Source organism: Phenylobacterium sp. (assembly GCF_013911965.1).
Classification (GTDB): Bacteria; Pseudomonadota; Alphaproteobacteria; order Caulobacterales; family Caulobacteraceae; genus Phenylobacterium.
Genome location: NZ_JACESE010000007.1, coordinates 42,997 through 60,692, shown reverse-complemented (window position 1 = coordinate 60,692; position 17,696 = coordinate 42,997). Strand labels below are relative to the sequence as shown.

The 17,696-nt window shown below is 68.2% G+C and carries 20 protein-coding genes and 1 pseudogene; 4 read left to right on the top strand and 17 right to left on the bottom strand.

Annotation, left to right across the window (positions count from 1 at the left end; translation table 11 throughout):
- Positions 1-12: 12 nt before the first annotated feature.
- The 3 genes from H2041_RS08805 to H2041_RS08795 form a co-directional block, all read right to left on the bottom strand.
- Positions 13-2,397, bottom strand: coding sequence for a TonB-dependent siderophore receptor (locus H2041_RS08805; RefSeq protein WP_293411731.1), 2,385 nt, complete (start codon positions 2,395-2,397; stop codon positions 13-15).
- 217 nt (positions 2,398-2,614) lie between these two features.
- Positions 2,615-3,367 (bottom strand): GntR family transcriptional regulator, encoded by a 753-nt coding sequence (locus H2041_RS08800; protein WP_293411729.1) that lies wholly within the window; start codon positions 3,365-3,367, stop codon positions 2,615-2,617.
- Between the two features lie 123 nt (positions 3,368-3,490).
- On the bottom strand, positions 3,491-4,078 hold the full coding sequence (locus H2041_RS08795) for a malonic semialdehyde reductase (RefSeq protein WP_293411727.1): 588 nt from the start codon (positions 4,076-4,078) through the stop codon (positions 3,491-3,493).
- A gap of 229 nt (positions 4,079-4,307) precedes the next feature.
- Here H2041_RS08795 and H2041_RS08790 point away from each other — a divergent pair, with 229 nt between their 5' ends.
- Positions 4,308-4,796, top strand: coding sequence for a VOC family protein (locus H2041_RS08790; RefSeq protein WP_293411725.1), 489 nt, complete (start codon positions 4,308-4,310; stop codon positions 4,794-4,796).
- 24 nt (positions 4,797-4,820) lie between these two features.
- Here the strand turns inward: H2041_RS08790 and H2041_RS08785 are convergent, their stop codons facing one another.
- The 3 genes from H2041_RS08785 to H2041_RS08775 all read right to left on the bottom strand — a co-directional run bounded on the left by H2041_RS08785 (position 4,821) and on the right by H2041_RS08775 (position 5,859).
- Positions 4,821-4,988, bottom strand: coding sequence for a hypothetical protein (locus H2041_RS08785; protein ID WP_293411723.1), 168 nt, complete (start codon positions 4,986-4,988; stop codon positions 4,821-4,823).
- Positions 4,989-5,046: 58 nt separating this feature from the next.
- Positions 5,047-5,286: a hypothetical protein gene (locus H2041_RS08780; RefSeq protein WP_293411721.1), complete on the bottom strand. Its 240-nt coding sequence runs from the start codon at positions 5,284-5,286 to the stop codon at positions 5,047-5,049.
- A 75-nt stretch (positions 5,287-5,361) separates the two neighbouring features.
- A complete protein-coding gene (locus H2041_RS08775) occupies positions 5,362-5,859 on the bottom strand; it encodes a hypothetical protein (protein WP_293411719.1) in 498 nt (165 codons plus the stop codon).
- A gap of 135 nt (positions 5,860-5,994) precedes the next feature.
- Here H2041_RS08775 and H2041_RS08770 point away from each other — a divergent pair, with 135 nt between their 5' ends.
- Positions 5,995-6,774: a M48 family metallopeptidase gene (locus H2041_RS08770; protein WP_293411717.1), complete on the top strand. Its 780-nt coding sequence runs from the start codon at positions 5,995-5,997 to the stop codon at positions 6,772-6,774.
- 6 nt (positions 6,775-6,780) lie between these two features.
- On the opposite strand, the gene H2041_RS08765 is transcribed toward H2041_RS08770, so the two are convergent.
- The 10 genes and pseudogenes from H2041_RS08765 to ectA form a co-directional block, all read right to left on the bottom strand.
- Entirely contained in the window at positions 6,781-7,548 is a 768-nt protein-coding gene (locus H2041_RS08765; RefSeq protein ID WP_293411715.1) for an SDR family oxidoreductase, read from the bottom strand.
- 26 nt (positions 7,549-7,574) lie between these two features.
- Complete coding sequence (locus H2041_RS08760; RefSeq protein ID WP_293411713.1) at positions 7,575-8,372, bottom strand: SDR family NAD(P)-dependent oxidoreductase; 798 nt, start codon at positions 8,370-8,372, stop codon at positions 7,575-7,577.
- Positions 8,372-8,941: a carboxymuconolactone decarboxylase family protein gene (locus tag H2041_RS08755; RefSeq protein WP_293411711.1), complete on the bottom strand. Its 570-nt coding sequence runs from the start codon at positions 8,939-8,941 to the stop codon at positions 8,372-8,374. Before H2041_RS08755 ends, H2041_RS08760 begins: the two co-directional genes overlap by 1 nt.
- Positions 8,942-9,088: 147 nt before the next feature.
- Complete coding sequence (locus tag H2041_RS08750; RefSeq protein WP_293411709.1) at positions 9,089-9,601, bottom strand: hypothetical protein; 513 nt, start codon at positions 9,599-9,601, stop codon at positions 9,089-9,091.
- Positions 9,602-9,666: 65 nt separating this feature from the next.
- Positions 9,667-10,530, bottom strand: a pseudogene (locus H2041_RS08745) (hypothetical protein); the annotation flags it as partial.
- An 83-nt stretch (positions 10,531-10,613) separates the two neighbouring features.
- On the bottom strand, positions 10,614-12,059 hold the full coding sequence (locus tag H2041_RS08740; protein ID WP_293411707.1) for an aspartate kinase: 1,446 nt from the start codon (positions 12,057-12,059) through the stop codon (positions 10,614-10,616).
- On the bottom strand, positions 12,059-12,982 hold the full coding sequence (gene thpD / locus H2041_RS08735; RefSeq protein WP_293411705.1) for an ectoine hydroxylase: 924 nt from the start codon (positions 12,980-12,982) through the stop codon (positions 12,059-12,061). The genes H2041_RS08740 and thpD overlap by 1 nt, the downstream gene beginning before the upstream one ends.
- A 113-nt stretch (positions 12,983-13,095) precedes the next feature.
- Positions 13,096-13,488: an ectoine synthase gene (locus tag H2041_RS08730; RefSeq protein WP_293411703.1), complete on the bottom strand. Its 393-nt coding sequence runs from the start codon at positions 13,486-13,488 to the stop codon at positions 13,096-13,098.
- A gap of 12 nt (positions 13,489-13,500) precedes the next feature.
- The gene (gene ectB, locus H2041_RS08725) at positions 13,501-14,817 is read right to left on the bottom strand and encodes a diaminobutyrate--2-oxoglutarate transaminase (RefSeq protein ID WP_293411701.1); all 1,317 of its coding nucleotides are present in this window, start codon (positions 14,815-14,817) and stop codon (positions 13,501-13,503) included.
- A 49-nt stretch (positions 14,818-14,866) separates the two neighbouring features.
- The gene (ectA, locus tag H2041_RS08720; RefSeq protein WP_293411699.1) at positions 14,867-15,421 is read right to left on the bottom strand and encodes a diaminobutyrate acetyltransferase; all 555 of its coding nucleotides are present in this window, start codon (positions 15,419-15,421) and stop codon (positions 14,867-14,869) included.
- 246 nt (positions 15,422-15,667) lie between these two features.
- On the opposite strand from ectA, the gene H2041_RS08715 reads away from it, so the two are divergent.
- Together H2041_RS08715 and H2041_RS19105 are read left to right on the top strand one after the other, a co-directional pair.
- The gene (locus tag H2041_RS08715) at positions 15,668-16,138 is read left to right on the top strand and encodes a MarR family transcriptional regulator (RefSeq protein WP_293411697.1); all 471 of its coding nucleotides are present in this window, start codon (positions 15,668-15,670) and stop codon (positions 16,136-16,138) included.
- A gap of 242 nt (positions 16,139-16,380) precedes the next feature.
- Entirely contained in the window at positions 16,381-16,800 is a 420-nt protein-coding gene (locus H2041_RS19105) for a GFA family protein (RefSeq protein ID WP_367133289.1), read from the top strand.
- A gap of 48 nt (positions 16,801-16,848) precedes the next feature.
- Here H2041_RS19105 and fghA read toward each other — a convergent pair whose 3' ends face one another.
- Positions 16,849-17,691, bottom strand: coding sequence for an S-formylglutathione hydrolase (gene fghA, locus H2041_RS08710; protein ID WP_293411695.1), 843 nt, complete (start codon positions 17,689-17,691; stop codon positions 16,849-16,851).
- Positions 17,692-17,696 lie beyond the last annotated feature (5 nt).

Here is a 17,696-nt window from a genome sequence, read left to right as displayed (position 1 = left end):
CGGACGCATGGATCAGAACGACCGCTTCAGGGTCACCCGCCATTCGCGGCCCTTGCCCGGAAGGGCCGCGAGGTTGGCGTAGGAGTCCGCGGCGGGCGTGAAATAAAGCTCGTCGAAGACGTTATCGACGTTCAGCGAGGCCTGGAACGGACCGCGCTGGTAGAACATGGACAGGCTGGCGGTGGTGTAGGACGGATAGGTGATCGGGTTCTCCACCGTCTGCGCGGTCTCGCTCACATAGGTGGCGCCGAACGTTCCGCCCACCTGGCCCCAGGCGTACTCGTCGCTGGTGTAGCTGCCATAGAGGCTGAGCACGGTTTCGGGGATCAGGGTGTAGTCGTAGTCGCCGCCCCGGCCCGGAAGGTCGGAGAAGGCCCACACCACATAGGTCCCGCCGAAGGCGTTCACCGGATCGACGCCCGTCACATAGTAGGGGATATAGGCGAAGCTCGCGTCCGGTCCCTTAATGGTCGTGCTCTGGTTGTTGCCGGCGAAGGTGAAGCTGAGATTCTCGCTAGCGAGATAGCGCACCTCGAGCTCGACGCCCTTGGAGCGGCTGCCCCGCACCGTCGGGTTCGGTCCGCCGGTCAGCTGGGTCCGGTTCTGCCGGTAGGCGGCGATGGAGCCGACCAGCGTGCCCTGCAGGAGCTGGAACTTCACGCCCGCCTCGGCGAGGTCGGAGTCCGACAGCCAGGACTGGTTGGCGATCAGCGAGGGGGCGATGTCGCCGGCCTGGCTCATCTCGAGCGCCGCGGCCTCGGCATAGGTGATGTAGGGCATCAGGCCGAAGTCGAACTGGTAGGACAGCGAGGCGGTGTAGGTGCCCTTCCCCTTGCCGTCCTTCTTTTCGCCGGCCGGCTGATAGCTGACCAGGCCCGTATCCTCGGACTCGACCTTGTAGTCGTCATAGCGGCCGCCGATCATCAGGTTCAGCCGCTCGCCGAAATAGATGTCGGAGGTGAAGAACACGCCCGCCTGGCTCCAGGTGGAGGCGTTGTCGTTCTCCCACTGCAGGCCGTAGGGCTCGACGGAATAGGGCTCGTCGATGATGTCGTTAGGCGTGGCGCCGAAGGCGATGTCGCGGCGGTCGAGCGCGATCAGGCCGGAGTTGTAGCTCTCCTTCCGATTGCCGTCGAACTTGCGATAGGAGGCGCCGACGAAGGACTGCGACGTCATGAAGGCGAGGTCGTAGTCGAAGTTGTAGGTGACCCGCGCCTCACCCACCCAGGAGTCGAAATAGGCCGGATAGCCGTAGGACACGAAGCGCTTGTTCTTCAGGTCGTCGTAGAAGAGCTGGAACTTCAGCGCCGAGCCGTTGTCGAAGTCCTTGACCAGGTCGAAGTACGCCGTCCGCGTCCAGGTGTGCGAGAAGTCGGCGTCGCTGATGTAGACCGTTCGCGGGTCGAGCTTGGTCGTGCCCACGCCGGTGTCCAGCGTGTGGTTCGCGTCCGACTGCGGGAAGCCGTAGTAGGCGAGATAGAGCGCCGAGGCGTACGGGTAGAAGCCGATCTCGTTCGGCGTGAGCTTGCCGTCGCCATTGGCGTCCGTCAGCGTGGTGTCCCGGCCGGTGATGTAGGTCTGGTCGTCGATCAGTTCCTGGGTCAGGCGGTTCCAGCCCGGCGTCTGGACGTCGCCGTCGGAGTGGTAGGCCATGCCGCCGAAGGCCGTGCTCCAGCCGTCGCCGAGCTCGAAGTCGACGGAGGCTTCGATGATCTCCTTCCGGGGCGTGATCCCCCGATAGAAGCTCTCGGAGTTCTCCGCCTCGGCGAACAGGTGGAAGCCGCCCTCCGTGCCGCCGAAGTTGAGCGGGATGCTGATCTGCCCGTTGGCCAGCTTCTTCTGGTACGAGCCGACGGTCAGCGAGACGTCGCCGCCGATCTCGGAGATGTACTCGCCCTCCATCTTCCCGGACTTGGGGATGAAGTTGAGCATGCCGCCCACCTTGCCCGCGCCATAGATGGGCGTGGGCGGGCCGCGGACGATCTCGATCTGCGCCGCGTCGGCGATCGGCGTCGAATAGGTGCCGCGGTTCTCGATGCGCTTGAAGCCGCGGAAGTAGTTCTCCGCCAGGGTGCCGCGAATGTTCAGGGCGCCGGGCACGCCATAGAAGCTGGCGGTATAGGTGCCGGGCGAGACCGCCGTCAGGTCGTCGATGGACTGGATGCCATAGCGCTCCAGCGTCACGTCGCTGGCGAAGCTGGCCGAGCGCGGCGTCTCGATAAGGGCCTTGTCCAGGCCGAACACGCTGTCGCTGGGATCCTTCTCCAGAAGGCCCGTCTTGTCGCGCGCCGTCACCACCACTTCGTCGACCAGGTCGGCCTGGGCCCAGGCGAACCCAGGGCTTGCAATCAGTGCGGACAGGGAGGCGCCCGCCACCAGCAGAAGTCTCTTTGACATTTCGCCCTCATCCGAGAGCGCGGACCCTCCGCCGGGTGGCGGTTATCCCCGCGTCCGCGCTGCTCTTGGACACAAGCTCGCCCGCCGCGCCCGGCAGGTCAAAAATGTCACGTGAAATGTCAGACGGAATTTCAGAGGCGCCCGCCTGACGCTCAGTTTCGGCGATGCGGCGCCCGCCCGTGGATCACCCCCGGGCCGGGGATCAACCAGAAGGTGGTCAGGCCGCACCCGCGCTCGCCGATTGCGCGTCCTCCTCGCCGAAGCCGGTGAGAGAGCGCCGCACGGTCTGGGGCATGGAGCCGAGGACGAGGATCATGGCCGCGCGGGCGCCCTCGGCGTCGCGGGCGGCGATCCGCTGGGCGATGGCGCGGTGGTGGCAGATGTCGGCCAGCCGCTCCTCCTCCGTGGTCGCGCCCATGGAATAGACCCAGAAGCGCGCCGCCTTGTGCTGCAGCGGAATGAGGATGCGGGCGAGCGCGGCGTTGCGGCTGGCCCGCGCGATCAGCGCATGGAAGCGCTGGTCCATGGCCACGAGGGCGCGGCGGTCATAGTCGCGCGTCGCCCGCTCGGCGTCGTCGAAGGCGGCGAGGATCTGGGCGATCTCGTCCTCGTTGGCGTTGCGCGCGGCCATGGCCGCGCAGTGCGGCTCGATCAGGGCGCGGGCCTCGTAGCCTTCGCGGAGATCGACGAGGTCGAGCGGCGAAACCGTGGTGCCCGCGCGGGAGCGGCGGACCACCATGCCTTCCAGGGCCAGGCGACCGAGGGCGTCACGCACCCCGGCCAGGCCCGTATTGTAGCGGCGGGTGAGCGCCTGCTCGTCGAGGCGCGCCCCAGGCGCCAGTTCGCCCAGGATGATGTCCAGCAGGATCTGCTCGTAGGCGCGCGCCTTCTGCAGTTCCGGCGACCACTCTCCGGTGGCGGCGATGATTCCCTCGCCCTGGGTCTCTCTGCCTGCCGCAGCCGGGTTCACGCTGACACTCCGTCCCACTCTTCTTCCTTCCTCCGGACGCCGGGCTCTTCGGCCTGGTCACCCCAAGTGCTTAGTCTGAAATGTCAGGACCGGCCAGCGCCGCGGCGATTCCGCGGCCCGCCGTCAGAGGATCTGGCAGGCCTCCTCGAAGGCCAGCCTCGGATTTCGCGGATAGACGCCTTCGGGCTTGCCGCGGCCCAGGGCCACGAGGAAGTTGGACCGCCAGCTCGTGCCGGCGAAGAAGGCCTCGTCCACGCCGGCGTTGTCGAAGCCCGACATCGGGCCGCAGTCGAGGCCGAGCGCCCGGGCCGCCATGATCAGATAGGCGCCCTGGAGGCTCGAATTTCGCAGGGCGGTCTCGAAACGGACCTGAGGATCGGCGAACCAGTCCTTGGCCTTGGGGTCGTGAGGGAAGAGATAGGGCAGCTTCTCGGCGAAGTTCAGGTCGTAGGCGACGATCACGCACACCGGGGCGGCCATGGTCTTGGCCCGGTTGCCGCGCGACAGGTGCGGCGAGAGCTTCTCCTTGGCCTCGGCCGAACGCAGGAAGACGAAGCGGCCGGGGCCGCAGTTTCCGGAGGTGGGCCCCCACTTCAGAAGCTCGTAGAGCGCGTGGAGGGTCGCCTCGGAGATCGGCTCGTCGGACCACACATTGTGCGTGCGCGCCTGGCGGAAGAGCTGGTCGAGCGTACGGTCGGCGAGGTCCTGCACGTGAACTCCTGGGATCGAGGAACTGCGATGCCGCCCAGGGTGGCGGCTGCGGCGCCGGTTTGACCAGTCCTTTTGCACATTTTCAGTAAAATTTCAGAAGAGCGCTCAGAGCTTGTTCTTTGCGCGCTCAGGCAAGGTCCTCGGCGCGGACGGACAAGAAGCCGAGGCCCGCCCTCCCCTAGGTTCCGCGTGCGCCGCGCAGGCGGCCTGTGAGCCAAGAGGAGTTCCCGTGGGCTATCCCAACACCCTGATCTTCGTCGACCTCGCCGCCGACGACCCCGCCGCCGCCGGCCAGTTCTATGCCGAGGTCTTCGGCTGGCAGGACGATCCCCGGCCCAAGGGGCTCTATCACCGGCTGGTTCCGGGCGGCCAGTTCCGCAATCCGGACGGCAGCGACAGCGAGATCGGCAATCTGCACATCGGCATCCACAAGACGGCCAACGCCCGGCCGCATCCGAACCCCGAGGGCGTCGAACCCCGCACCGTCAGCGACGGCCGCAAGCCGCGGGTCTGGATCCTGATCAGCGACGACGACACGCCCGAACGCATCCTCTCGGCCGCCGAGGCCCGAGGCGCGACCATCCTGTGGAAGAACCACTACTGGGCCGAGTTCAACGGCTTCAACCACGCCTTCCGCGACCCCTGGGGCAACGAGATCGTCCTGTGGGGCAAGGCGGGCAAGGAGCCGAAGATCCCGGACCACTACACGCGGGAATAGCGGCCCGAAGGGGCTGGGGCGGCGTCAGTCGCCGCCCTTCTTCCCGAACATCTTGAGGCCGCCGGTGGCGACGAAGCCGATGAGGCAGGCCACGACGAGGAAGCCGGCGATAAAGCGCACCGCCTCCACCAGAAAGCCGACAATCGCCGCAGCGATCATCACCAGCAGGAAAATTCCGGCCCACTTCAGCATTCGACGCCTCCAAGCTTGAGCTTGGCAAACGCGTCCGGCGGCGGGCCGTTCCGGGCGATCAGTTGCGGGTCTGGCTCCAGGCGACGAATTCCGGCCCGTTGATCACGCCGTCGCCGTCCGTATCGGCCTTGTCGAACTCCGCGGCGGGAAGCTTGTAGGCCACCCATTCCTCCCGACTGATGCGGTCGTCGCGGTCCGTGTCGGCCGGGTGGATGAAGCGGCCCTCGGCGGCCGAAGCCGATCCGGCGGCGAACAGGCCGCAGAGGGACAGGGCGGTCACGACGAGGCGGCGAGGCATGGCGGAGATCTCCTGCGGTTCAACGGCCGGCCCCTGCTCCCACGGGCTCGTGGCGGAAATGGGTCGCCCCCCGCCTCAATGGAGCGTCGCCCCCGCCGGGCGGGCGGCGCCCGGCCGGATCTGCGGCTTCGGATCGGAGAGCCTGACGGGCAGGTCCAGACCTTCGTGGGCCAGCACCATGTTCACGGCGCGGGCGAAGACCACCACCGGCTCGGGCTGGTGCACCAGGGGCGTCAGGAGGGCGCGCGCGGTCTGCATGTCGATGCGGCTGATCCCGCAGGCGACGACCAGGCGCTGCTCGTCGGGGGAATAGCCGGCGCAGCCGCCGCACCGGAAGTCGAGGGGCCGCCGCGTCTGCTTCTCGAGGCTCTCCATCATGGCCACGAACAGGGCCGCGGCACGGTCGCTCGCCCGGGCCGCAACCAGACTGCGGACCGGCCCCTGCGGCTCCTGCCCCGCAAGGCGCAGGCTCGCCCAGTACCGGCAGCCGGCGAGCACGAGCTGCTCGCCGCAGGTCAGGCCCTGCGGCCCCTCGTGTTGGGGAAGTGCGGTCCACGCCTCGACGCCCGCCATGGCGACTCTCCATTTGCGAATGGTTCTCAATATCGATACTGGCGGAGAGATGGGTCGTCAATGCGGCGGCATGCGACCCATTCTGCGGCGACACGTTTCTGCGCTAACGTGAAGCTGATCGGAGGAGCCCGCCGCATGTCCCAGACCCGCCGCGCCATGACCCCTGCCCGCCGCCTGACCGCGCCAGCCCTGGCCATGGCGCTGGCCGCCTGTTCCTACAATTCGGATCTCGGTCGCCAGCAGGTGCTGCTGGTCGACCCGGCCGCGCTCTCGCAGCAGGGCGCCCAGGCCTGGGCGCAGATGAAGCAGACCGAACGGCTCTCCAACGACCCGGCGGCCAATGCGCGGGTGCGGCGCGTCGGCGGCCAGATCGTCCAGGCCGCGGCCCTCGGCGGACAGGCCTGGGAATACGCCGTCTTCCAGGACGACGCGATCAACGCCTTCGTCCTGCCGGGCGGCAAGGTCGGCGTGACCACCGGCATGATGAAGTTCGTGGCCAATGACGACGAACTGGCCGCCGTGCTGGGTCACGAGGTGGCGCACGTGACCGCCAACCACGCCGCAGAGCGCTACTCGCAGACGGCCCTGGCCCAGGTCGGCGCCGGGCTCGTCGGCGCCGCCACGCAGAACGCCGAGAGCGGCCTGGCCCAGGCGCTCGGGCGCTACGCCGGCCCCGCCCTGCAGGTGGCGGTTCTGATGCCCTATTCGCGCCAGCATGAGCTGGAGGCGGACCGGCTGGGCCTGGACCTGATGGTCCGCGCGGGCTTCAGCGCCCGCCGCGGGGTGGACCTTTGGCGGCGCATGGCCGCCCGGGCGAGCGGGTCCAGCGGACCGGCGATCCTGTCGACCCACCCCTCGGACGCCGCGCGCGTCCAGCAGCTGGACGCCTACATCGCCGCGCGCGGCTATCCTTAAGCCGGATCAGACCTCGGCGGAGCCGCCGTCGCAGGGGATGGTGGCGCCGGTCGTGTAGGCCGAGGCGCGGCTGCCCAGGAAGATGGCGACGCCGGCGATGTCCTCCGGCTGGCCGATGCGGCCGCGGGGATTGTTCTTGGCGATGGCGTCGCCCGCCTGGGCGAGCGTCGCGGCCATCATCTTCGACGGGAAGGGCCCCGGCGCGATGGCGTTGACCAGTATGTGCTCCGGCGCCAGCCGCTTGGCCAGGTGGCGGGTCAGCATGATGCAGCCGGCCTTGGAGGTCGAATAGGCATAGGTCTCCAGGGCCGGCGGCTCGATGCCGTTCACCGAGGCGATGTTGATCACGCGCGCGGGCTCGTCGGCGCTGGCCGCGGCCCGCAGCAGGGGCAGCAGCTTCTGGGTCAGGAAGAAGATCGATTTGACGTTCAGGTCGACGGTCTTGTCCCAGCCGTCCTCGGGATACTCGTCGATGGGCGCGCCCCAGGTGGCGCCGGCGTTGTTCACCAGCACGTCCAGGCGGGACTCGCGTTCCTTGACCGCATTGGCCAGGCCCTCGATCCCGTCCATGCCGCCCAGGTCGAAGGGCAGAGAAATGCAGGTCCCGTATTCCGACAGCTCCTCGGCCACCCGGTCGCAGACCTCGGCCTTGCGCGAGGAGATGTAGACCTTGGCGCCGTTCTCCACATAGCCGCGGGCGATCATCTCGCCGATGCCGCGGCTGCCGCCGGTGATGAGGACGACCTTGCCCTCGACGCTGAACAGGTTCTTCAAAGCAATCTCCTGAATGAAAATGGTTTTCAGCCGATGCGGCTGGACATGCCGCCGTCGACCGGCAGCAGCACGCCGGTGACGAAGCGGCTCTCGTCGCACGCCAGGAACAGGGCGGCATAGGCCGTATCCCAGGCCGTGCCCATCTTTCCGCCCAGAGGCACTCGGGCGCTGCGCGCCTCTCGGACGGCCTGCGGCGTCTGGCCGGTGGCGCGGGCGATCCCGTCCACCGCCATGGGCGTGTCCATCAGCCCCGGCAGGACGGCGTTGCAGCGAATCCCGTACTTGGCGTTCGACTGGGCGACGCTTGTGGTCAGCCGGTTCATCGCCGCCTTCGACACTTCGTAGGCCACCTGGATGCCGCCGGCGATGGAGGCCAGGGACGAGATGTTCACGATCGCTCCGCCGCCCTGTTCGCGCATCACCGGAATGGCCGCCTTCGACGTCAGCCAGGCGCCCTTCAGGTTCACCGACAGGATGCGGTCGAAGGCCTGCTCCTCCACCAGGTGCGCGGGCGCGTCGCCGCCCCCGATGCCGACATTGTTGACCAGGACGTCCAGCGCCCCGAACTTCTCCCGCGCCGCAGCCACCGCCGCCGCAGCGCCTTCGGCCTTGGAGATGTCGGCCTCGAGCCACTCGGCCGCCCCGCCTTCGTCGGCGGTCATCCGGGCGGTTTCGGCGGCGCGCTCTCCCACCCGGTCGACGCAGAGGACCTTCGCCCCCTCGCGGGCGAACAGCAGCGCCATGGCCCGCCCGTTGCCGAGCGTCTCGCCCGGCGTCTGGCCGGCGCCGCAGATGACCGCGGCCTTGCCGTCCAGCCGGCCCATCAGAAGGCCTTCAGGTCGGGATCGAGCGTCTGCCCCTCGTCCAGCTGCACGCCGAAGGTGTTCAGCATCATGGAGACCTGGGTGTACTGGCCGGCGGTGAAGACCACGTCCATCCGCTGCTTGTCGCTGAAATGCTCGCCCAGGGCCCGCCAGGTCGGCTCGGTGACGAACTGGTCCTGGTGAAGCTCGTCAGCGGCGCGGATCAGGGCGGCGTCGGCCGCGCTCCAGCCCGGCGCGTCGGGGCCGGCCTTGAGGCGCGCCACCTCCTCGTCGGTCAGGCCGGCCTGCTTTCCGATCGGGACGTGTTGGGTCCACTCATAGCCCGAGCGGCAGAGATAGCCTGTCCGCAGGATGACGATCTCCCGCTCCCGCGCCGGCAGATCGTTGCGGCGGGACATGACGTAGTTGCCCCAGCCCATGAAGCCCTTCATCGCCTTCGGCGCGCGCGCCAGGGTGCGGAAGATGTTCAGGACCCGGCCGCGGTCGGCCATGGGCGCCAGGAGCTCCTTCTGGTCGGCGTCGAGCTCCCCGTCGGCGAGGGGGGCGATCCTTGGCTTGGCCAGGCGCATGGCTGGGGTCTCCGCTTCCGTTCAGGGCCCGCAGATCTCGCATCCTCGCCGAATTCTAGGGTTCGGTGTGGGACAGGGAGCGCGGGCCGCAACTCCTCCGGCGGAGAGTCATGCGTCGGAGTGCGGCGTCGGGTCAATCTCCGCCGGTCAAGAACCGGGCGCCGGGGCCGCCGTCTCCGGCGCGCCGCCGGCCGCCCGCCCGGCCCCCACGGGCCGGCTGAGCGCAAAGCCGACGAGCGTCGGGATCAGAATGCCCGGCAGGCCTTCATAGACCTGCCCTTCCCAGCCCATCATCCGCCACCAGAGCGCGATGCCGACGCCGCCCAGCATGAGGCCGATGGCGACCGGCTGGTTCACCCGCCGCCCCAGAGCCTGGATGATCATCAGCGGGCCGAAGGCGCAGGCGAGCGTCGACCAGGCCAGGATGACGAGGCTGAAGACGCTGCGCGATCCGCTCAGGGCGAAGCCGAGCGCCAGCAGCGTCACCGCGGCGGTGACCGACTTCATGATCCAGGGCCGCTGGATGCGGTTCTCGGCGAGGTCGCTGGTGATCGCCGCCGAGCACGCCAGGACGAGGGAGTCGGCCGTCGACATGGTGGCGGCGAAGATGCCGGCCAGGATGACTCCGACCAGCACCGGCGGCAGCAGTTCCACGGCCATGGTCGGCAGGGCGAGTTCGGGGTGAGGGCGGCGAGATCGGGCAGATAGAGGCGCGACATCATGCCGACGCCGGTGGCCAGCAGGTAGAAGAGGGTGAAATAGCCGTAGTACCAGCCGCGCGCGGCGGCCATGTCGTCGGCTTCCTTCAGCGCCATGAAGCGCACCATGACGTGCGGCTGGCCGATGACGGAGAGGCCGGCGGCCATCCAGCCGAGCACGAACAGCGCCATGCCCAGGAATCCCGGGAACAGAAGGTCGTCGGGGAAGAGGTTCAGGAAGCCGGGTATGGCCGCCATCTCGGCGTGGGTGGCGTCCAGTCCGCCGCGGCCGGCGACGGCGACGAACAGCAGCAGGCTCATGGCGAAGACCATGACGATGGACTGCGCCGCATCGGTCCAGATCGAGGCGCGGATGCCCCCGAAGGCGCTGTAGGCCAGGATGAGGATGGCCGAGATGATGGCGCCCGACTGCGGGGTCCAGCCGAGCACGCCCTGCAGGGCCTTGCCGCCGGCGGCGATCTGGGCGGCGGCATAGGCGCCGAGGAAGATCACGGCGATGACCGCGGCGATCTTGCGCCAGACGCCGAAGTCCTGCCCCGACCACTTGGCCACGACGGCGGCGAACGAGACCTGACCGGAAACTTCCGTCACCTCGCGCAGGCGACGGTGGATGAAGAGCGAGGCCAGGAAGTCCCCGAGGATCCAGCCAATCATCAGCCAGATGGCCGCCAGTCCCGTGGCGTAGGTGAAGCCGATCACCCCGATGAACATGTAGCCGGAGTTGTTCGTGGCCACCGCCGAAAGCCCGGCGAAGGCGGGATGTACGCTGCTGCTGGCGAGGTAGTAGTCCTTCTTCGAGGCCTTGGCCTTGCGGACCGAGGCAAGGCCGATGGCGACGAAGGCCGCCAGGCACAGCAGGAATACGAACATCGTCACGGGTCGCCCTCCTCCGGGTCTTGTTCTTGGCCGTCAGCAAGAAGCCCGCGGCGCCGGGGCCGCGGGCTTCCGCCGGATCAGGCGGCGCTGCGCATCGGCCTCGCCAGGGAGGCCTCCTCCTCGACGAGCCGTCGGTGGAGCGCCGTCACGGCGGCGGCATAGTCGTCTTCGGCGACGGTGAACTGGATGTCCACGCGACGGGAGAGCTGCTGCATCCCCAGGACCTCCACGCCGGCCTCTCCGAGCGCGACGGTGGCGCGGCTGGTCAGGCCCGGCACGTTCAGGTCGCTGCCGATGGCCGCCACGATGGCCACCTTCTGGGTGGAGATGGCCGCATTGGGGAATCGCTCCTCCAGTTCGGCGATGACCCGCTTCACCTGCTTGGGGTTGGCGTCCAGATGGTGGGTGATGGTGTTGGCGTTCGACGCCTTGGAGACGATCCGCACCTTGTGGCGCGTCAGAACCTCCAGGATGCCGGCGTCGTAGCCCTTCACCCCCACCATGTCCTGCTCGAGCAGTTCGAGCGCCGTCACGCCCTTCATGCCGGCGATGATCTCCACCCGCGGCGTCTCGGAGACGAAGTCGCCGCAGATGGACGTGCCTCGGTCTTCCGGCTCGAAGGTGTTCTTGACGATCAGCGGGATGTTGGCGTGGCGCAGGCCGCGCGCCGCGCGGGGGTGGATGGCCTCCATGCCCAGGTTCGCCAGCTGGTCGGCCACGTCGTAGTTGGTGCGGCCGATCTTGCGGACGGCGTTCTCGCCCACGAGCTTGGGATCGGCGCTCGAAAGGTGGAACTCCTTGTGGATGATGGCTTCGCTGGCGCCGGTGATCACGCCGATGCGGCTGAAGACCACCTCGCTATAGCCCCGCCCGAACTCCTTCATCAGGCCGTCCTTGCGCTGGGCGAAGCCGGTGACGATGGGCAGCTCGCTGGTCACGTCGACCCCGGCGAAGGCGTCGGCGATGCGCTCGTCCAGGCTCAGCGCCCGCTTGTCCTCCCAGGCCGTCAGGTCGACGAAGCGGGCGTTCACGCCGCGGGCCTTCAGCTCCAGCGTCAGGTTATGCGCGCTGTGGGCCTCGCCCATGGACGCCAGCATCTCGCGCACGACGCCCAGCTGGGTGTCGAGGCGGAAGTGGCCGTGGGCGCACAGGCGCTGCAGATCGGTCAGCGCCGAGCGGGCGTCTTCGATGCGGGCCAGGATGAACTCGTCGGCCGTCCTGCGATCGGGGCCGTCGCCGAACCGGTCGGCGTTGATGCGGAGCATCTCGGCCTGCAGCTTGGCCAGCGAATCCAGCCAGGCCGACGCCTCCAGCGCCGAGGCCGAGGCGAACAGGGCGTAAACGCCCGGCTCGCCGGTCTTCTTGTGCTCGAGCAGGTGGTTGGTGATGCCGGCATAGGCCGAAACCACGAAGATGCGGTTGTACAGGTCATCGCCCTTGCGATCGGCGATGAGGATGTTGGCGAGCACCGCGTCCGTATTGGAGATCGAAGTCCCGCCGATCTTTTCGACCGTATGTCCCATCAGGCCGCCCTCACCTGCTCGGCCAGGCTGCCGCGGACGGGAACCAGGCGCTCTGTGTGTTCGCGCGCGCCGATGAATTCGGGGCGCGGCGTCTGGGCCGCGAACGGCGCCTGCAGGGCGTTGCTCTCGGCGTTGTAGACCATGAAGGCGTTGGCCCGGGGATACGGCGTGATGTTGCCGTTCGAGCCGTGCATGGTGTTGCAGTCGAAGATCACGACCGAGCCCGCCGGGCCCGTCGGCGCGGCGATGCCGTGCTGCTCGGCCAGCTTGGCCAGGCTCTCACGGTCCGGCACGCCGTACTCCTGCTTGCGCAGGGACTGCTTGTAGTGGTCCTCCGGCGTCTCGCCGACGCAGGTGACATAGGTCTTGTGCGAGCCGGGCATCAGCATCAGCGGCCCGTTGAACTCGAAATTGTCCACGAGTTGCACCGACATCGAGATGGCGCGCATGCGCGGCATGCCGTCCTCGGTGTGCCAGGTCTCGAAGTCGGAGTGCCAGTAGAACTCCTTGCCGTCGAAGCCGGGCTTATAGTTCAGGCGCGACTGGTGGATGTAGACCTCGTCGCCCAGGATGTGCTTGGCGATCGACACCAGGCGCTCGTCCGAGGCGAGCCGCCCGATCAGGGCGCTCTGCCGGTGGATGGCGAAGATCGAGCGCAGGGCGCCCGAGGCGGGCTCGGCGACGATGGTCTCGGCGTCGAGCGTGGGCGGCATGCCGCGCAGGCGGTTCATCTCCGCCTGCAGGGCGGCGATTTCGTCTTCCTCGAACACGTTCTGCAGCACCAGGAAGCCGTCGCGCTCGAAGGCCTCGTGCTGGGCCTGGCTCAGCGGCGATTCCGAGTGCCACGGGCTGTGGACCACCGGGTCCTTGCGCTCCAGCCAGGTCGGCTGGTCGGCCACGCGTGATGGATAAAGATCGGTCATGGAAGGCGTCCTCCTGCCTCGCATCCCGCCCGGCGGCCGTCGGGCGCCACGGCGGGTCGGAAAGTCAAAGGGTGATGCGGGCCGGCCCCGCGATCGGGGCCGGCGATCCTGCCTCAGACGGTCTCGGCCTCCAGGGGATAGGCGCCGGTGTCGTCATGGACTTCCAGGCCGTTGAGCGGCGGATTGAAGACGCAGGCCATCTTCATCTCGGTCTTGCCGCGCAGGATGTGCTTGTCGTGCTTGTCCAGCGCGTACATGACGCCCGGCTTGATCTCATGGACTTCGCCCGTGGCGGTGTCCTCGATCGAGCCCTCGCCGGAGATGCAGTAAACCGACTCCAGATGGTTCTGGTAATGCATCGGCAGTTCCGCGCCGGCGTAGATGGTCGTGATGTGGAACGAGAAGCCCATCTGGTCGTCCTTCAGAAGAAGGCGGGTGCTCTCCCACCCCTTCGAGACGACGCGGCGTCGGGTCTGGTTGGCTTCGTTCAGGTCGCGGACGATCATAAGCTTACTCCCTTAGGCCGCCGAACCGAGCGCCTGGCGCTCCGCGGCTTCGGCCACACAGTTGGAAAGGATCTCCAGGCCGGCATCGAGGTCGGCGTCGGAGATGTTGAGGGGCGCCAGGACCTTCAGGATCTGGTCGTGGGCGCCGCTGGTTTCGATGATCAGGCCCTTCTTGAAGGCCGCATCGACGACGGGATCGGAAATCTCGCTCGAGCCCACGTCCAGGCCGCGCATCATGCCGCGGCCCTTCAGGCCCTTGACCACGCCGCGGTTGGCCATGGCGATTTCCTGCAGGCCCTTGCGCAGGCGCTCGCCCTTGCGCTGAACCTCGGCGGCGAAATCGTCGTCCGACCAGAAGGTGTCGATCGCCGCCTTGGCGGTGACGAAGGCGTGGCAGTTGCCGCGGAAGGTGCCGTTGTGCTCGCCCGGCTTCCACTGGTCGAGCTCGGGCTTCACCAGAACCAGCGCCATCGGCAGGCCCATGCCCGACAGGGACTTGGCCATGGTGATGATGTCGGGCTTCAGGCCCATGCCTTCGAACGAGAAGAAGGTCCCGGTGCGGCCGCAGCCGGCCTGGATGTCGTCGACGATGAAGAGCGCGCCGTGCTTGCGGGCGATCTTCTCCACCTTCTGCAGCCACTCGGCCGAGGCGACGTTGAGGCCGCCCTCGCCCTGCACGACCTCGACGATGATGGCGGCCGGCTTGTCCACGCCGCCCGACGGGTCGCTGAGCATCTTGTCCAGCTGGGCGGCGGTGTCGACGCCCTCCCCGAAGTAGCCGTCATAGGGCATCCGGGTCACGCCGCTGAGCGGGATGTGGGCGCCGCCGCGGTGGTGGCTGTTGCCGGTGGCCGCCAGGGCGCCGAGCGTGACGCCGTGGAAGCCGTTGGTGAAGGCGATGACGTTGGTCCGGCCCGTCACCTTGCGCGCCAGCTTCAGCGCCGCCTCGACGGCGTTGGCGCCCGTGGGGCCGGTGAACTGGGCGAGATAGTTCATCCCGCGCGGCTTGAGGATCTTGCTCTCCAGCGCTTCGAGGAACTCGCCCTTGGCCTTGGAGTGCATGTCCAGGCTGTGCACCACGCCGTCGGACTGGATGTAGTCGATCAGCGCCTGCTTCATGGCCGGGTGGTTGTGGCCGTAGTTCAGCACCGAACAGCCGGTCAGGAAGTCGATATAGCCCTTGCCGTCCTTGTCGTACTGCCAGGAGCCCTCGGCCCGCTCGAAGACGGCGGGGAAGCTGCGGCAGTAGGAGCGGACCTTGGATTCCATCCGCTCGAAGGTGGCGAAGGGGCGCGGCTCGCGCGCCGTGGGGGTTTCGGCGTCGTACATGTGATTTTCCCTCCCGGGTGGTTGGGTCGAAGTCGTGGGGTGAAGGGGTTCAGGGCCGCCGATCGGCGGCGAAGGGTCCGATCGTGACGAGGTGCTCCGTCTCGTGGCCGTTCGGGAAATGCTTGTCCTTCAGGAACCAGGGCGCGTCGGAGATGTCCGCCTCCAGCCCCTTGGCGAGCCCCTTGAACAGCGCCCAGGAGGCGCCGTTGTCGGGGGTGATCGTGGTCTTGATGCGCGCCACGCCCGCGCACGAAGCGCGGTCCAGGATGTGGCGGATCATGCGCTTGGCGAGGCCTAAGCCGCGCGCCTCCTCGGCGACGGCCACCTGCCAGACGAAGAGGACGTCCGGCTCCTGCGGCGGGATGTAGCCGGAGACCCAGCCCACCAGCCGGCCCTCGCGCTTCACCGCCACGCAGGTGTCGGCGAAGTGGGTGCATTGCAGCAGGTTGGCGTAGACCGAATTCTGATCGAGCGGCGGGCACGCCGCGATCAGCGCGTGGACGGCTGGACCATCCTCGGCGCCCGGCGCCGAAAAGCCCAAATCCCCCCCCGAGCGCTCTCCGGCCTCGGGCGAGCGCGCCGGAACCGTCTGAAGGCTCTCCATATCCATGCCTCGTATTTGGTTCGTCGATCTAACTATGTCAACCCTTGGCGCCCAGCGTTTACGCACAATCGCCCGGTGGGTTCCCGGAAATCGCGGGAAAAACGTGCACCGACATGAGAATTCGTCAGATCAATTGTTTTGTTACTCGAATGATCGTGAAAACGGAACTTCGAGGCGCTTGCGCGGCTGCCGTCGGCGCGTCATGAGGGGAATCGCAATGACTCGGTCGGGAGGCGCGGTCGGCGGATGGAATCTCGCGTCAGTGACGCCCTGGTGGCGATCCGCCGGATCGTGCGGGCGGCGGAGTTCGCTTCGCGCGACCTGACGCGGGCGACGGGCCTGACGCCCTCCCAGCTGATCGTGCTTCAGATCGTGGCCCGCGCGGGCGAGCCCGGCGCCGGCGCCATCGCCGAGGCCGCGCGGCTCAGCCAGGCCACGGTCACCGCCCTTCTCGACAAGCTGGAAGCGCGCGGCTTCATCGTGCGCCAAAAGACCAGCGCCGACCGCCGGCGCATCTCCGTCGTCCTGACGCCGGAGGGCCGCAAGGCGCTCGCCGAGACCCCGGACCTGCTGCAGGACCGCTTCGCCGCCCGCTTCTCAAAACTGGCCGACTGGGAGCAGGCCTCCATCATCGCCGCCCTGGAACGCGTCTCCGCCCTCATGGACGCCGAAGGCATCGACGCCTCGCCGGTGCTGGACGTGGGGCGGCTGGACTAGAGGCTCCGCCCCTCCCCGTCATTCTCGGCCTTGCGCCGAGAATCCCTCGCGCTGCCCGCGCCCGCCCTCGACAGGGATGCTCGCCACAGGGGCGAGCATGACTTGGGTGGCGGTGGCATCCTGGGAGCGGGGGATGCTCAGCGCGGCGATGGGTGGCTAGAGGACCGAGGCTGGCGACTCGTTTGGGCCTTCCGCTGCAGCGCCCACGATGTTGGTATCTGGCGAGATCAGCGGGACCTGCCATGAGAATTCGGACTGCCCAATGCGCCTGTGGCGCATGCTTGGTCGAGGTTCAGGGCGAGCCGGTCAGCAGCGGACTATGTAGCTGCGACAACTGCAAACGGCGTACGGGCGCTCCGGTCGGCTGGTCAGTCTACTTTCAAGATGAGCAGGTCAGGAGAGTGGAGGGTCCGCTGGCTGTTCTCGAGGGCTTTGGCAAACGCTGGTTCTGCTCGAAGTGCGGTTCAACCATCTATTGGCGGTCGTTCGGAGCGTGGAGGCCCGGACAGACCGGATTTGCCGGAGGCTGCTTCGCCGATCCGACGCTGCCGGTTCCCACCATCGCGGTGCGCTGCGCACAGGGCATGCCGTGGATCGCGTACCCTGATGGCTGCGCAGTGTTCGACGATATGCCTCCCGTCGCTCCACCTTCGCCAATCTGAGCTTGCACAAAGGGTTGTGAGCGGAGGTTCGTCCACGCCCACCGACCCTCAGCCCTTCAGCTTCTCCGCATGAAACGCCACGTGGTCGGCGATGAAGCTGGCCATGAAGAAGTAGGAGTGGTCGTAGCCTTCCTGGCGGCGCAGGGTCAGCTTCTGGCCGGCGGCGGCGCAGGCGGCTTCCAGCAGGTCCGGCTTCAGCTGGCCTTCCAGGAAATTGTCGGCCAGACCCTGGTCCACCAGGATGTCGTCGAACCGCCCCTTGGCCGCGCCCGCCTCGATCAGGCGTGCGGCGTCGTGCTCCGCCCAGGCCGCGCGATCCTCGCCCAGATAGGCGGAGAAGGCCTTCTCGCCCCACGGGCAGCGGGTGGGCGAGCAGATGGGCGCGAAGGCTGAGACGCTGCGGAACAGGTCCGGATGGCGCAGGGCGAGCGTCAGGGCGCCATGGCCGCCCATGGAGTGGCCGGAGACGCCGGTGCGGGCGCGGTCGACGGGAAACGCGGCGAACACGGTCTCCAGCAGATCGCCGGTGACATAGGTCTCCATGCGGAAGTGCGGGGCCCAGGGGGCCTGCGTGGCGTCCACATAGAAGCCTGCGCCCTGGCCGAGGTCATAGGCCTCGTCATCAGCCACGCCCTCGCCGCGGGGGCTCGTGTCGGGCGCGAGGATGGCCACGCCATGCGCCGCGGCCGGGCCATAGGCGCCGGCCTTGGTGGTGAAGTTGTCCTCGGTGCAGGTGAGCCCTGAGAGCCAGACCAGCAGGGGGAACGGTCCCTCCCCTTCCGGCAGGAAGAGGGAGAAGCGCATGGGCGTGCCGGTGGCGGCGCTGTCGTGGCGGACGTAGCGCAGGGTCCCGCCGTGGACGCGATGCTGCTGCAGGATTTCGACGCTCATCGCCC

What these genes read in the sequence shown, in the direction of transcription:
- H2041_RS08805 (WP_293411731.1), bottom strand. Translation starts at nt 2,397, where the DNA reads ATGTCAAAGAGACTTCTGCTGGTGGCGGGCGCCTCCCTGTCCGCACTG.
- H2041_RS08785 (WP_293411723.1), bottom strand. Translation starts at nt 4,988, where the DNA reads ATGCTGAAGTGGGCCGGAATTTTCCTGCTGGTGATGATCGCTGCGGCG.
- H2041_RS08780 (WP_293411721.1), bottom strand. Translation starts at nt 5,286, where the DNA reads ATGCCTCGCCGCCTCGTCGTGACCGCCCTGTCCCTCTGCGGCCTGTTC.
- H2041_RS08775 (WP_293411719.1), bottom strand. Translation starts at nt 5,859, where the DNA reads ATGGCGGGCGTCGAGGCGTGGACCGCACTTCCCCAACACGAGGGGCCG.
- H2041_RS08770 (WP_293411717.1), top strand. Translation starts at nt 5,995, where the DNA reads ATGTCCCAGACCCGCCGCGCCATGACCCCTGCCCGCCGCCTGACCGCG.
- H2041_RS08760 (WP_293411713.1), bottom strand. Translation starts at nt 8,372, where the DNA reads ATGGGCCGGCTGGACGGCAAGGCCGCGGTCATCTGCGGCGCCGGCCAG.
- H2041_RS08755 (WP_293411711.1), bottom strand. Translation starts at nt 8,941, where the DNA reads ATGCGCCTGGCCAAGCCAAGGATCGCCCCCCTCGCCGACGGGGAGCTC.
- H2041_RS08750 (WP_293411709.1), bottom strand. Translation starts at nt 9,601, where the DNA reads ATGGCCGTGGAACTGCTGCCGCCGGTGCTGGTCGGAGTCATCCTGGCC.
- H2041_RS08740 (WP_293411707.1), bottom strand. Translation starts at nt 12,059, where the DNA reads ATGGGACATACGGTCGAAAAGATCGGCGGGACTTCGATCTCCAATACG.
- thpD (WP_293411705.1), bottom strand. Translation starts at nt 12,982, where the DNA reads ATGACCGATCTTTATCCATCACGCGTGGCCGACCAGCCGACCTGGCTG.
- H2041_RS08730 (WP_293411703.1), bottom strand. Translation starts at nt 13,488, where the DNA reads ATGATCGTCCGCGACCTGAACGAAGCCAACCAGACCCGACGCCGCGTC.
- ectB (WP_293411701.1), bottom strand. Translation starts at nt 14,817, where the DNA reads ATGTACGACGCCGAAACCCCCACGGCGCGCGAGCCGCGCCCCTTCGCC.
- ectA (WP_293411699.1), bottom strand. Translation starts at nt 15,421, where the DNA reads ATGGAGAGCCTTCAGACGGTTCCGGCGCGCTCGCCCGAGGCCGGAGAG.
- H2041_RS08715 (WP_293411697.1), top strand. Translation starts at nt 15,668, where the DNA reads ATGGAATCTCGCGTCAGTGACGCCCTGGTGGCGATCCGCCGGATCGTG.
- H2041_RS19105 (WP_367133289.1), top strand. Translation starts at nt 16,381, where the DNA reads ATGAGAATTCGGACTGCCCAATGCGCCTGTGGCGCATGCTTGGTCGAG.
- fghA (WP_293411695.1), bottom strand. Translation starts at nt 17,691, where the DNA reads ATGAGCGTCGAAATCCTGCAGCAGCATCGCGTCCACGGCGGGACCCTG.